The sequence below is a fragment of the Flavobacterium sp. N502540 genome (assembly GCF_025947365.1).
Classification (GTDB): Bacteria; Bacteroidota; Bacteroidia; order Flavobacteriales; family Flavobacteriaceae; genus Flavobacterium.
Window position 1 is genome coordinate 403,528 of record NZ_CP110012.1, and the last position, 14,530, is coordinate 418,057.

The 14,530-nt window shown below is 35.3% G+C and carries 16 protein-coding genes; all 16 read left to right on the plus strand.

Annotated elements, in window-relative coordinates; all coding sequences use genetic code 11:
* The first annotated feature begins 360 nt into the window (after positions 1-360).
* A complete protein-coding gene (locus OLM58_RS01755; protein WP_017495265.1) occupies positions 361-822 on the plus strand; it encodes a MarR family winged helix-turn-helix transcriptional regulator in 462 nt (153 codons plus the stop codon).
* A 4-nt stretch (positions 823-826) separates the two neighbouring features.
* On the plus strand, positions 827-1,459 hold the full coding sequence (locus tag OLM58_RS01760; protein WP_264530969.1) for an NAD(P)H-dependent oxidoreductase: 633 nt from the start codon (positions 827-829) through the stop codon (positions 1,457-1,459).
* Between the two features lie 30 nt (positions 1,460-1,489).
* Positions 1,490-2,056 carry a YceI family protein gene (locus OLM58_RS01765; RefSeq protein ID WP_017495263.1) on the plus strand — a complete coding sequence of 189 codons (567 nt, stop codon included), beginning with the start codon at positions 1,490-1,492 and terminating at the stop codon, positions 2,054-2,056.
* Between the two features lie 207 nt (positions 2,057-2,263).
* Positions 2,264-3,544, plus strand: a complete 1,281-nt coding sequence (locus OLM58_RS01770) for a hypothetical protein (protein ID WP_264530970.1) — start codon at positions 2,264-2,266, stop codon at positions 3,542-3,544.
* A gap of 300 nt (positions 3,545-3,844) precedes the next feature.
* The gene (locus OLM58_RS01775; protein ID WP_264530971.1) at positions 3,845-5,245 is read left to right on the plus strand and encodes an anthranilate synthase component I family protein; all 1,401 of its coding nucleotides are present in this window, start codon (positions 3,845-3,847) and stop codon (positions 5,243-5,245) included.
* A 104-nt stretch (positions 5,246-5,349) separates the two neighbouring features.
* Positions 5,350-5,799 (plus strand): hypothetical protein, encoded by a 450-nt coding sequence (locus tag OLM58_RS01780; RefSeq protein ID WP_089076425.1) that lies wholly within the window; start codon positions 5,350-5,352, stop codon positions 5,797-5,799.
* Positions 5,800-5,881: 82 nt separating this feature from the next.
* The gene (locus OLM58_RS01785) at positions 5,882-6,448 is read left to right on the plus strand and encodes an anthranilate synthase component II (RefSeq protein ID WP_229998542.1); all 567 of its coding nucleotides are present in this window, start codon (positions 5,882-5,884) and stop codon (positions 6,446-6,448) included.
* Positions 6,449-6,596: 148 nt separating this feature from the next.
* Entirely contained in the window at positions 6,597-7,589 is a 993-nt protein-coding gene (gene trpD, locus OLM58_RS01790) for an anthranilate phosphoribosyltransferase (protein WP_264530972.1), read from the plus strand.
* An 85-nt stretch (positions 7,590-7,674) separates the two neighbouring features.
* Entirely contained in the window at positions 7,675-8,454 is a 780-nt protein-coding gene (gene trpC, locus OLM58_RS01795) for an indole-3-glycerol phosphate synthase TrpC (protein ID WP_264530973.1), read from the plus strand.
* A gap of 98 nt (positions 8,455-8,552) precedes the next feature.
* Positions 8,553-9,215, plus strand: coding sequence for a phosphoribosylanthranilate isomerase (locus OLM58_RS01800; protein ID WP_264530974.1), 663 nt, complete (start codon positions 8,553-8,555; stop codon positions 9,213-9,215).
* A complete protein-coding gene (gene trpB, locus OLM58_RS01805; protein WP_264530975.1) occupies positions 9,205-10,386 on the plus strand; it encodes a tryptophan synthase subunit beta in 1,182 nt (393 codons plus the stop codon). Before OLM58_RS01800 ends, trpB begins: the two co-directional genes overlap by 11 nt.
* 13 nt (positions 10,387-10,399) lie before the next feature.
* On the plus strand, positions 10,400-10,720 hold the full coding sequence (locus tag OLM58_RS01810; RefSeq protein ID WP_264530976.1) for a gamma-glutamylcyclotransferase family protein: 321 nt from the start codon (positions 10,400-10,402) through the stop codon (positions 10,718-10,720).
* A gap of 9 nt (positions 10,721-10,729) precedes the next feature.
* Positions 10,730-11,467, plus strand: coding sequence for a carbon-nitrogen hydrolase family protein (locus OLM58_RS01815; protein WP_264530977.1), 738 nt, complete (start codon positions 10,730-10,732; stop codon positions 11,465-11,467).
* A 73-nt stretch (positions 11,468-11,540) separates the two neighbouring features.
* The gene (gene trpA / locus OLM58_RS01820; protein WP_264530978.1) at positions 11,541-12,302 is read left to right on the plus strand and encodes a tryptophan synthase subunit alpha; all 762 of its coding nucleotides are present in this window, start codon (positions 11,541-11,543) and stop codon (positions 12,300-12,302) included.
* Between the two features lie 289 nt (positions 12,303-12,591).
* On the plus strand, positions 12,592-13,221 hold the full coding sequence (locus OLM58_RS01825; RefSeq protein ID WP_264530979.1) for a TetR/AcrR family transcriptional regulator: 630 nt from the start codon (positions 12,592-12,594) through the stop codon (positions 13,219-13,221).
* Entirely contained in the window at positions 13,211-14,530 is a 1,320-nt protein-coding gene (locus tag OLM58_RS01830) for a TolC family protein (RefSeq protein WP_264530980.1), read from the plus strand. The genes OLM58_RS01825 and OLM58_RS01830 overlap by 11 nt, the downstream gene beginning before the upstream one ends.

Below are 14,530 nucleotides of genomic sequence, written 5' to 3' on the forward strand. Positions count from 1 at the left end.
ATCTGCCGAAGCAGTGCGGATAGCCCGACAGCATCCTGATAAGAGGGCGTATAAGCACAACGTAACTTTGCCCTCTTATCGGGATGGTGGCACGCCCTGCTCACTATTTAATTATTTCTTTATATAAGATTTTGCTAAGGTTTAATATTTTGAAAAAGCTTAGTTGGTTTTAAATAATCATTAAATAATTCACAAATCTTACATTAAATTAAAAACTTATAGTATTTTTACTCTAGTTCTATAGGCTTTGTGAAGTTTGGAATTAGCGTTATTTTTAATTAACAAAAAATTAACGATACATTTGTATATACAAATATGAAAAGTTATACATTTGTATATACAAATTATACACTTACGACTATGACAATTGAAGAGGTTATAAAAAGTACAGTTAAGATGGATAATGCGAGAAAAGTTATTCTGAATATCATGTACACGCAAAATGTGATTCAGGATCATTTCAACGAATTAATAAAACCGTATGATCTGTCCGGAGAGCAATATAATGTACTGCGCATATTAAGAGGACAAAAAGGAAACCCTGCTAATATGTGTGTGATACAGGAGCGCATGCTGGCCAAAACGAGCAACACGACCCGATTAGTAGACAAATTATTATTGAAAGATTTCGTTACCAGAAATGTTTGTCCCGGTAATCGACGTAAAATTGAAGTTCTAATCACCCAAAAAGGATTGGATGTATTGAAAGAATTAGATCCGAAAGTAGACGAGCACGAGCGTTTGTTTGCCAAGAACATAAGCCCAGAAGAATTAGAATTATTAAACCAATTATTAGAGAAATACAGAACCCAACAAAATTAAAATTATGAGTACATTATTAGACAATCTAAACTGGAGATATGCAACAAAGAAATTTGATGCTACCAAAAAAATATCTTCACAAGATTTAAACACTTTAAAAGAAGCTGTTAGATTAAGTGCTTCTTCATACGGATTACAACCCTACAAAGTTATTATCGTTGAAAATCCGGAAATCAGAGAAAAATTAAAAGCTGCTGCTTACGGACAGACACAAATTACAGATGCTTCTCAAATATTTATTTTCGCTAACGACTTAAATCTTGGAGCGGATTCTGTAGATGCTTACATCAACACCATCAGTGAAACAAGAGGTGTACCTGCTGATGCTTTAGGAGGATTCAGTGACATGATGAAAGGTACTATTTCAAATCTGTCTGTTGAAGCTAAAAATATCTGGACAGCAAAACAAACTTATATCGCTTTAGGTACTTTATTGAGTGCTGCTTCTGAATTAAAAATCGATGCAACTCCAATGGAAGGGTTTAATGCTGCTGCCTTTAATGAAATTTTAGGTTTTGACAAATTAGGCCTAAACACTTCTGTTATTGCAACTGTGGGATACAGACATGATGAGGACGAAACTCAACACTACAAAAAAGTTAGAAAATCACACGAGAATTTATTTATCACTATATAATTATTATTAATCAAAATCAATTTTAACAAAATGAAAAATTTAAAGACAATTGCAATAGCATTATTCGTAGCAGTAGCTGGACTTTCAGTAAACGCACAAACTAAAAAAATCGACGTAAAAGCAAGTACTATCAAATGGGTAGGTAAAAAAGTAACCGGAGAGCACTCAGGAACTGTAAACTTCAAAGAAGGAGCTGTAGTTTTCAAAGGAAAAAAATTAACAGGTGGTAATTTCACTGTTGATATGACTTCATTAACAGCAACAGATTTAACAGGAGAGTACCAAGGAAAATTAAACGGTCACTTAAAAGCTGACGATTTCTTTGGAACTGAGAAATTCCCAACTGCAAAATTAGTTTTCAAAACTATCGGAGCAAAATCAACTGATGTTTACACAGTAACTGCTGATTTAACTATAAAAGGAATCACTAAACCTGTAACTTTTGATATCGCTGTGAAAGGAAATACTGCTACAACAGCTTTCAAAGTGGACAGAACTAAATACGACATCAAATACAACTCTGGTAACTTCTTCCAAAACTTAGGAGACAAAACTATCAATGACGAATTCGAATTGACTGTAGCTTTAAAATTCTAATAGCATAAAAAACAGCAATTCTTATTATTATAAGAAAAACCCCAATAGTTTAACACTGTTGGGGTTTATTTTTACATTTTTCCCAAAAAAATAACATTCATAATATTCCCCTAACGCTTTCGTAATACCATACTGGACTTTGATTAACATTGGCCTTCTACTTTTGAACTTATTAAAAATCAAAAACTGGAAATCAAAATCATAGTTATGAAAGCAAAAATACATCTTATAGTTGTCACCGTTCTTAGTACTTTTTTTCTACAGGCACAACAACAGCCTAAAGGTATTATTGGTACCTCAAACTGGATGAACAACTGGACCAATTTTAAACCTGCCAATACCGAATATAGCGAAGCCACAAACATTATTGCAGGAACCATTAACAAAGACACCAAACTCCTTAAACGCAATACATATCAATTAGTTGGAGTTGTTTACGTTACCAACAATGCTGTATTATCTATCGAACCGGGAACTGTAATACGAGGCGACGATAAAACATGTGGAACTCTGGTAATTACAAATGGATCAAAAATTGTAGCCGAAGGTTTAGAAACAGACCCTATTGTTTTTACTTCCAATAAAGAAACTACCCAAAGAAAACCGGGAGACTGGGGTGGAATTATCATTTTAGGAAAAGCACCAATCAATACTCTCGGAGGAGTACATACGCTGCCTTTCGATCTGGAGCCAATGCTAAACCACTATGGCGGTCAGGATGCCGAAGACAACTCGGGAGTTTTAAAATATGTACGTATTGAATATTCCGGCCGAAAATTAAGTGCTGCCAAAGAACTTAATGGACTTTCGCTTGCCGGAGTGGGAAAAAAAACAATTTTAAGCAATATTCAGATTAGTTACTCTAATGACGACTCTTTCGAATGTTATGGTGGAGATTTAAACCTGAATAATCTGGTTTCTTATCGAACTACTGATGATGATTTTGATTTTACTCAGGGTGCACAAATCAACATCAATAACAGTATTGCTATTCGTCATCCCTTTTCATCGGATATTTCGGGCTCAAGATGTTTTGAAGTTGATTCTTATGACAAAATAGGAAATACAGACATGAGTAAAAAATTAACTAAAATAAATGCCAGTAATATTACACTTATAAATCTGGAAGAAAATAATCAGGGACTTGTGAGAGAATCAGTCTATGTGAGAGAAAACACCTTTTTTAATTTTACGAACAGTATAGTTTCCGGATTTACACCTTTTGTACTACTGGAAGGAAATATTGGAAACGGCGACGTTAATTTAGGGAAAATTACCCTTAAAAACTTAATCGTAAATAATTGTAATGGCGGAATCACAAGGGAAGCCGGCGGAGCTAATGCTGCAATTGAAAGTTATTACAACAATCCCATTTTTGACCTTAATTTTACTAAAATCAAAAACAGCGAATTGTTTACAACACCAAATATCAAAGGAAGTCCGGACTTTAGGATGAACGTAAACAACACCATAGCCATTGGTAACTAAGGCCTTGAAATAACCAAGCAGCAACAAAATTTAACAAATTTTAAAATTTAAAGAAGTTTTTTTTTACTTTTTATATCTTGTAATTCAAATTACATTTATATATTTGTGAAATCAAAATAAGATATGAAAACAATAATGAACAATACTTGGTGGTGGAAGAATTTACGTCAAACGTCGTGAACAAAGCTTCCTATGGTACTGTAAAACTATAAATATAAAAGGCTTGTCATCACGACAAGCCTTTTTTTTTGGTCCAAACTCTGATAAGAAAATTTATTAAAAATAAAAAAACGAAATACTTTGAAACCATTTACACTCAACACACACTACAAGCAAATTCTGGCAGACACCATTACGCCAGTAAGTGTTTACTTTAAAATCCGCGACAAATTCCCAAATAGCTTACTATTGGAAAGTAGTGATTATCACGGAAATGACAACAGTTTCTCTTACATCTGCTGCAATCCCATTGCAACCATTAAAATTGAGAACGAAACCATTTCAAAAACTTTTCCAGACGGAACTAAAGAACGAATCTCTATCGACAGTTCAACGAATATTCCGGAAATTATTCAGGAATTTTCAAGCCAATTCCAATCAGAGAAAAATGATTTTAAATTTATCAATAATGGTTTATTTGGATACATCTCTTACGATGCCGTTCGTTATTTTGAAAAAGTTACGATTGCCAAAAAAGACAGAGCTACTTTAATTCCGGATGTATTTTATGCTGTTTATCAAAACATCATTGCCATCAATCACTTTAAAAATGAAGCATACATTTTTTGTCATAGTGTTGATGAAAGAAATAATATTTCGGAGATCGAACAATTGTTACAATCCAGAAATATAGCCTCTTATAAATTCACCAAGGAAGGCGAAGGTTTCTCTAATTTAACCGATGAAGAATTCAAACACAATGTAGCTTTAGCCAAAAAACACTGCTTCCGTGGAGATGTTTTTCAACTGGTACTTTCACGTCGTTTTACCCAAGGTTTCAAAGGCGATGAATTCAACGTGTATCGTGCTTTACGAAGTATAAATCCTTCTCCGTACTTATTCTTCTTCGATTATGGCGATTTCAAAATATTCGGATCTTCACCTGAGGCACAAATAATTGTAAAAAACAGAAAAGCCGAAATTCATCCTATAGCCGGAACTTTTAAAAGAACCGGAAATGACGAACAGGACGCTGTTTTAGCCAAACAACTTTCAGAAGATAAAAAGGAGAACAGCGAACATGTGATGCTTGTCGATTTGGCCAGAAATGATTTAAGTCGAAACGGGCATGATGTAAATGTTGAAAAATACAGAGAAGTTCAGTTTTTCTCGCATGTAATTCATTTGGTTTCAAAAGTAACCGGTTATTTACATGAAAAAGCAACCACTATGCAGGTCGTAGCCGATACTTTCCCGGCAGGAACCTTAAGTGGTGCTCCAAAACACAGAGCCATGCAACTGATCGAAGATTATGAAAAAACAAATCGTAATTTCTACGGAGGAGCCATAGGGTTCATGGATTTTGAAGGTAATTTCAATCACGCTATTATGATTCGAACTTTCCTCAGTAAAAACCACCAATTACACTGTCAAGCTGGTGCCGGAATTGTTGCCAGTTCTGACGAAGAAAGTGAAATGCAGGAAGTCTACAACAAACTAAGAGCATTGAATACAGCCTTAGAGATGGCGGAGAAAATATAAGTTTTTTTGTTTCAGATTTCATTTCCGTTACTGAAACCTGAAACCTGAAACTTGAAACTTGAAACAAAACTAAAAAACAACCATAAACACAACCTAAAAAAACGATGAAGAACATTATTCCATTTTTGATTGCCATTGTATTATTTACTTCCTGTGAAGCTAAAAAAGAATCGAACACACTTCCTTTAAGCGGAACCTGGCGTTTGATATCAGCTGAAACCACCGAAAAAGATTCTACGTTCTCAACTTTCAATCCAAAGACAAAAATGATTAAAATTATAAATGATAGCCATTTTGCTTTTTTTAATCATGATTTAAACAACGGCAAGGATTCAACGAATGCAGTATTCTTTGGTGGAGGGGGAAAATATACTTTAAAAGACAGTATTTATACCGAAAATCTGGAATACTTCAATAACCGTCAATGGGAAAACAATAAGTTTGAGTTTGTTGTAAAAATTAAAAACGATACTCTGATTCAAAAAGGAATTGAAAAATTAGAAAAATTAGGAATCGATCGAATTATCACTGAAAAGTACGTTCGGGAAAAATAAATAAAAATCAGTTGTCAGTCTCAGTATTCAGTCTCAGTAAACTAAGTACCTGAGAAGCTTAGCAACTTAGAACCTAAAAAAAATGAAAAAAATATTAGTTATAGACAATTACGATAGTTTCACTTATAATTTAGTACACTATCTGGAAGATTTGAACTGTGAAGTTACTGTATACAGAAACGATGAGTTTGATATTGATGAAATCGCCTCTTTTGAAAAAATACTTCTTTCTCCGGGTCCGGGAATTCCGGATGAAGCAGGGTTGTTGAAAGCGGTGATTCAGAAATATGCTCCAACAAAAAGTATTTTAGGCGTTTGTTTAGGACAACAGGCTATCGGAGAAGTTTTTGGAGGAACACTTTCAAACCTGGACAAGGTATACCATGGTGTCGCTACAAATGTAAAAACTGTAGTTTCAGACGAAATTTTGTTCGAAGGTTTAGGCAACGAATTCGAAGTTGGTCGTTACCATTCCTGGGTTGTTGATGCCAACTTGCCCGATGTTCTTGAAGCCACTTCAGTTGATGAAAACGGACAAATCATGTCTTTAAGACACAAAACTTTTGATGTTAGAGGCGTTCAGTTTCATCCGGAAAGTGTTCTGACACCAAAAGGAAAAAGGATTTTAGAGAATTGGATTAAGAGCTAGACAATAGTCAAAAGTTTTAAAGTCGAAAGTTCCAAAGTCAAATACTTTACCTTTCCTATTAAAACTTAAAACAATAATCAATTCCAAAAAAAACATCAAATTTTGAAGACTTTATGGCCTTCGACTTTAGACTTTAAGACTTAAATAAATGAAAAACATACTAAATAAATTAATCAATCACGAAGTGCTTTCGAAAGAGGAAGCCAAAGACGTGTTGCTTAACATCTCAAGCGGGGCTTACAACCCAAGTCAGATTTCGGCATTTTTGACTGTATTTATGATGCGAAGCATAACAATTGATGAGCTTTCCGGATTTCGCGAAGCTTTATTAGAATTGTGTATTCGTGTGGATTTATCGGCCTACAATGCTATTGATTTGTGCGGAACGGGTGGTGACGGAAAAGATACTTTCAACATTTCGACTTTAGCTTCATTCGTAGCTGCAGGAGCAGGAATAAAGGTAGCAAAACATGGAAATTATGGGGTCTCCTCTATTTCGGGATCAAGCAACGTGATGGAAAAAATGGGAATAAAATTCAGCAACGATCCGTCATTTTTAGAAAAATGTATCGATCAGGCAGGAATTTGTGTTTTACACGCTCCTTTATTTCACCCAGCCATGAAACATGTAGGACCAATCCGAAAAGAGCTGGCTGTAAAAACATTTTTCAACATGTTAGGGCCAATGGTAAACCCATCTTTTCCTAAAAATCAATTAGTTGGTGTCTTCAATTTAGAGCTAGCCCGAATGTATGCTTATTTATATCAAAACACCGACGTTAATTTTACCATCTTACATTCGCTTGACGGTTACGATGAAATCTCGTTAACCGGCCCGACAAAAATCATTACAAGCGATATGGAGGGTATGCTGAAACCGGAGGATTTTAACGTTCGTCTTTTATCGCAAAGAGAAATTGAGGGAGGAAGAACCATCGAAGAATCGGCAGATATGTTTGTCAGCATTATTTCCGGAAAAGGAAGTGAGGCTCAGAATAATGTGGTTTGTGCAAATGCAGCAATGGCCATTTCAACCGTAACCAAATGCTCACCTAAGGAAGGTTTTAAGCAGGCCAAAGAAAGTTTGTTTTCCGGAAAAGGGCATCAAGCGCTTAAAAAATTACAAGAACTAAGTAAGTAAAAAATAGTTTCAAGTCTTTTTTGTTTCAGGTTTCAAGTTGTTGAAACCGGGAACTTGAAACCTGAAACCTGAAAACAATAAAATAATGAACATTTTAGATAAAATAATAATTGATAAAAAACGAGAAGTCGTCCTTAAAAAATCAATCATTCCGGTTTCACAATTGGAAAGTTCCATTTTTTTTGGAAGAGAAACGATTTCTTTAAGTCAAAAACTAAAGACAAGTTCGACAGGAATAATTGCGGAGCACAAACGCCGTTCACCGTCTAAATCTGTAATCAATCATAGCTTCACAGTGGAAGAAGTTGTTAAAGGATATGAGAATGCAGGCGCCTGTGGAATTTCAGTTTTAACCGACGGAAAATACTTTGGCGGTTCATTAGACGATTTACTTCTGGCAAGAGCAAGTGTAAATATTCCTCTTTTGCGAAAAGAGTTTATTGTCGATGAATATCAGATTTTAGAAGCCAAAGCATACGGAGCCGATTTAATTTTACTGATTGCGGCAGTTTTAACCCGCGAAGAAATCAAATCGTTATCAGACTTTGCTAAACAATTAGGATTAGAAGTTTTACTGGAAGTACACAATCAGGAAGAATTAGAGAAATCTATAATGCCAAGTCTAGATATGATTGGCGTGAACAACAGAAATCTGAAAACTTTTGAAGTAAGTCTGGATTTCAGCAAACAGCTGGCCTCTCAAATCCCGAATGATTTTGTAAAAGTTTCAGAAAGCGGAATTTCGTCTATTGAAGCAATTTCTGAATTAAGACCCTATGGTTACAGCGGTTTCCTAATCGGAGAAAACTTTATGAAAACAGATAATGCCGGTCAGGCAGCAACTGAATTTATTAGACAGCTGTAGGCTGTAGGCAGTAAGCTTTAAGCCGTAAGCTGAAAACCGAAAAACTTTCTTAACATTACTAATTTAGCCTAAAGCTTAAAGCATAAAAATAAAAAAAAATGAAACTAAAAATATGCGGTATGAAATATCCCGACAATATACTCGAAACAGGAGCACTCCTGCCCGATTATATGGGATTTATTTTCTGGGAAAAATCCGCACGTTATTTTGACGGAACGATTCCGGAATTGATTCATACCATCAAGAAAACCGGTGTTTTTGTAGATGAAACGGTTGATAACGTACTATCAACAGCTGACAAATACCATTTACAGGCCGTTCAGTTACACGGAAAAGAAACCGTAGAATTTTGCCGGGAACTGAGAGCTAAGATCGATGCCAAAATTGATGTAACTATTGAAATCATCAAAACATTCTCGATAGATGAAAATTTTGATTTTGAAGTTCTGGCACCTTTTGAAAAGGTTTGCGATTATTTTCTGTTTGATACAAAAGGAAAATTACCTGGCGGAAACGGAACCACTTTTGACTGGAAAATATTAGAAAATTATAAATCTGAGAAACCAATCTTTTTGAGCGGTGGCATCGGAATTGAAGAAATACCTGCGATAAAGAACCTCAAAGTACCTATTTATGCTATCGACGTAAACAGTAAATTTGAGACAGAACCAGGATTAAAAAATACAACTCTATTAAGAAAGTTTCAGAAAAATCTAAAACCTGCTACTTTAAACCCAAAACAACTATACAATGAATTATAACGTTAACGAAAAAGGATATTACGGAGAGTTTGGAGGGGCTTACATTCCTGAAATGCTTTATCCGAATGTAGAAGAATTACGTCAGAATTATCTAAAAATAACAAGCGAGCCAGATTTTAAAGCAGAATTTGACCAATTACTAAAAGATTATGTAGGTCGTCCTAGTCCGCTTTATTTTGCAAAACGTTTGTCAGAGAAGTACAATACCAAAATTTATCTAAAAAGAGAAGATTTAAATCATACCGGAGCACACAAAGTCAATAATACTATTGGACAAATTCTGGTTGCCAAACGTCTGGGTAAAAAAAGAATTATCGCTGAAACTGGTGCCGGTCAGCATGGTGTGGCAACAGCTACGGTATGTGCTTTAATGGGACTGGAATGTATCGTGTATATGGGTGAAATTGACATCGCGCGTCAGGCACCAAACGTGGCACGTATGAAAATGTTAGGCGCAGAAGTCCGTCCGGCACTTTCAGGTTCCAAAACGTTAAAAGATGCTACCAATGAGGCTATTCGTGATTGGATTAACAATCCTGTAGATACACATTATATCATAGGCTCAGCAATTGGACCACACCCCTACCCTGATATGGTTACCCGTTTTCAAAGTGTTATTTCAGAAGAAATCAAATGGCAGTTAAAAGCAAAAGAAGGACGTGAAAATCCTGATTATGTAGTAGCTTGTATCGGTGGAGGAAGTAATGCAGCCGGAACCTATTATCACTTTCTGCACGAACCTGAAGTGGGGATTATTGCCGTAGAAGCTGCCGGAAAAGGGGTTGACAGCGGTCACAGCGCTGCCACCAGTAAATTAGGAAAAATGGGGATTATTCACGGCTGTAAAACCCTTTTGATGCAAACTCCGGACGGACAAATTACCGAACCGTATTCTATTTCTGCAGGTCTTGATTATCCCGGAGTTGGTCCTATGCATGCACATCTGGCGCAAACGGGTCGCGGAGAATTCTTTTCTGTAACTGATGATGATGCAATGAACGCAGGTTTACAGCTTACCAAATTGGAAGGAATTATTCCGGCAATTGAAAGTGCACATGCTTTTGCTGTTTTAGATCAGAAGAAATTCAAACCAAGCGATATTGTAGTTATCAGTCTTTCCGGTCGCGGAGATAAGGATTTAGATAATTATATTGAATATTTTAAATTGTAATAAAATAGCAACTATGGAAAAGTTATTCTCTTACGGAACATTGCGATCAAAAGAAATTCAAATGCGTCTTTTTAATAAGGTACTGACTGGAACCCGAGATCAGCTTCACGGTCACAAACTAAAAAGTCTGCAAATCGAAGAAGAATTTGGAATGGCAGATTATGTTGTAGTCGTACCCAGCGCAACCTCTACGGATCCTATACACGGTGTTGTTTTTGACGTCACAAATGCCGATTTAGCCAAAGTAGATCTATTCGAATCTAATGCGTATAAAAGAGTTCAGGTAACCTTAAATTCCGGAACAATTGCCTGGATTTATATCGAAAACAAATAATTCTATACCATGATTCTGGCAGCAGCACAAACAAAACCATTCCGCGAGGATATTGATTCCAACTTATTAGAGCACTATCGTCTTATTGAACTAGCCGTTCAGAATGGAGCAAAATTAATTGCATTTCCTGAAATGTCAATCACAGGTTACGAAAGGGAGTACGCTCAAAAACTGGCTTTCCAAAAAGACGATTCGAGATTAGATCATTTAAGAAAATTAGCTGTAGAAAACAATATCGTCATCATTGCAGGAGCGCCAATCCAAATTGGATCAGAATTATTTATCGGTGAATTTATTATTGCTCCGGACAACTCTGTTTCGATATACACCAAGCAATTTTTGCATGAAGGAGAAGACGATTTTTTTCAATCTTCATTTGATTATAATCCGATGATTGAAATTGAGAATCAGAAAATTTCATTTGCTATTTGTGCTGATATTGACCATCCACTGCATCCGCAAAATGCATGTAAGAGAGAAACAAATATTTATATTGCCAGTATTTTCTTTTCGCCAAACGGAATTCCAAATGCTTACAGGCATTTACAAAGTTATGCCGAGAAACACCAATTGAATGTGCTGATGTCTAATTTCAGTGGAGAATCGTGGGGATCACCATCGGCCGGACAAAGTGCTTTCTGGAATAATAAAGGTGAACTTATTGAACAAATGAATGATACAGATACCGGACTTTTATTGGTGGAATATCAAAACGAAAACTGGACCAGTAAAGTTGTAAAAAATTAGTACAAATCCCTTAATCCGGGAGAAGATAAAATTTAAACCTATCTAACTTTTGTTAGGAGAAAAAATAAAAACAATGAACAGAATAACTCAAAAATTACAAGAAGATAAAAAGATTCTTTCTATTTATTTCTCAGCGGGATATCCAAATTTGAATGATACCGTTCCCATCATTCAGGATTTAGAAAAAAATGGTGTTGATTTAATCGAAATTGGCTTGCCTTTTAGTGATCCTTTGGCTGATGGTCCAACCATTCAGGCGAGTTCAACACAGGCCCTTCACAATGGAATGACTACCCAAATTCTTTTTGATCAGTTGAAAAACATCCGCGAAAGCGTAAAAATTCCGTTAATTATTATGGGATACTTTAACCCGATGCTGCAATACGGAATCGAAGATTTTTGTAAAAAATGTGCCGAAATTGGTATCGACGGCTTAATTATTCCGGATTTACCAGTTGATGTTTACGCAGCCGAATACAAAGTAATTTTCGAAAAATACGGTTTAATCAATGTTTTCCTGATTACCCCACAAACGTCAGAAGAGCGCATACGTTTTATCGACAGTGTTTCAAATGGATTCATTTATATGGTGAGTTCTGCCAGCGTAACGGGTTCTCAGGCCGGTTTCGGAAACACTCAGGAAAATTATTTCGAAAGAATTGCCCAAATGGATCTTAAAAACCCACAAATCGTAGGTTTTGGAATTTCAAATAAAGAAACATTCAATCAGGCTACCAAATATGCCAAAGGTGCCATTATCGGAAGTGCCTTTATCAAACATTTGTCTGAGAATGGAAGCAGAAAAATTGCAGAATTTGTTGGAGAGATTAGATAATTAATTTTTCTACTAATATATAATACCGTCTAGTTTGTCATTTCTCCTTCGTCGAAATGACACTCGTAATTCGACAAAGATCGACTATTATGCATGAGGATTTCTTATGTAATTTCTCCCTTCGGTCGAAATGACAAAACCCCATTAAAAGCTGAAAACAGACCTGTTTTCAGCTTTTTTTGTACAAAATTATCAAGCCTAAACCGTGTTAATATTTTGTTAAAACAAAATTAAACAACTGTTTAATTTAAACACTTGTTTAATTTTGTACCCGATTAGAAACACTACCATGTCAGACTTCGAATTAAACGATAAAAAAATTCAAATTCTGGAAGTTGCTGAAAAGCTATTCTCAGAAAAAGGATTTGAAGGGACTTCGATACGGGATATCTCCAAACATGCAAAAATTAATATTGCAATGGTTTCGTATTACTTTGGCTCTAAAGAAAGACTACTGGAAGCCCTTATTATCTACAAAACTGCCGATTTAAAGCTTCAGCTTGAAAATTTATTACAGGAAAATATCGAACCTCTCGATAAAGTCAATAAATTAATCGAAATTTACATTACAAGAATCAGCTGTAACAAAGGGATTTTCAGAGTATTACACTTCGAGCTTAACTCTAAAAAAAGAGAAAAAAGTATGATCGCCTTCACAGAACTTAAAAAAGGAAATTTAAAATCGGTTGAAAGTATTATTGCACAGGGTCAGTCTAAAGGAGTTTTTAGAAAAGATGTAATTATTCCGCTCATCACTCCTACTATCATTGGAACCTTTTTTCACTTTCACATGAATAGGCCTTTTTTTGAGGAACTATTAAATTTAAAAACAGAAGAGATGTACAACGAGTACATCAAAACCAGTCTTACAAAGCACATTCAACAAACTATAAAAGCGCTACTTGTTTATGAAAATTAGTCAATTAATGCTCTTTGGGGTTTTCTTCATCGGAATTTCGTCAATAGAAGCACAAGAGAAAACAAGTTTAACCTTAGGCGAGGCCGTACAAATGGCCTGGGAAAAAAGTAACGAAGTTACACTTGCCAACTCTAAGGTAAACACAAAAAAATACGAATTAAAAAGCGTAAAAGACAATCAATACCCGGATATTAAAATTTCCGGTCAGTACCAACGTCTTACGAAGGCATCGATTAGTATGCCAAATCAAGGTGAAAATGCATCGATAGCATCTCCGGACAGAGCAATCTTTGGAATGGCAACTTTGAGCCTGCCTTTATTTTCAGGATTCAAAATTCAGAATAGTATTGATGCCTACGATAACTTATACGAAGCGGAAAATGCTACAGCTGCAAAAACAAAAGAGGATGTTGCTTTAAAAGTAATTACCTATTACACTGCTTTGTATAAAGCTCAAAAAACATTGGATGTTTTAAATGAAAATCAAAAAAGTGCGAAACAACGTGTTACTGATTTTACAGAATTGGAGAAGAATGGAATTATTCCAAGAAATGATTTATTAAAGTCCCAATTACTGGTTTCAAAAACGCAATTATCTATTGATGAAGCGACTAACAATCTTAACAATATCAACTTCTATCTAACCACTTTATTAAAGTTAGACCCTAACACGAAACTGCAGGTTAATGAAGCTGATTTTTTCAACTTAAAAACAAGTAATGCGCCAACATCAGATGCAATAGCTCTTGAAAACAGAAAAGATTTGGAAGCAATTCGTTTGCAGCAAAAAGCTACTGAGTCAAATATCAAAGTAGCAAAAGCAGCCTATTATCCTACATTAGCCTTACTTGGCGGTTATACAGCTCTGGACCTAAAAGACATTATAACGGTGAGATATGCTATGAACTTTGGATTAGGTTTAACTTATGACTTATCCGGAATTTACAAAAACAGTGCTCATGTACGAGTAGCGGAAAGCAAAGCTCTAGAAGTTAAAAATAGTGAGGCTGTAATGACGGATCGTATTAAAGTTGAAGTTCAAAAATCAATTGAAGATTATGATTTGGCTATAAATCAAAGTGTGGTTTATGATGAAGCGCTTCAACAAGCAAGTGAAAATTACAGACTTGTAAAAGATAAGTTTGACAATGGTTTATCAGACACTAATGATTTGGTTGAAGCTGACGTTGAACAGTTAAGCGCTAAAATAAATACAGCACTATCAAAAGCTACTATTATTCAAAAATATTACGAATTACTTTCGGTATCCGGACAATTATCACAATCATTCAATCTTTCTAAAATATAA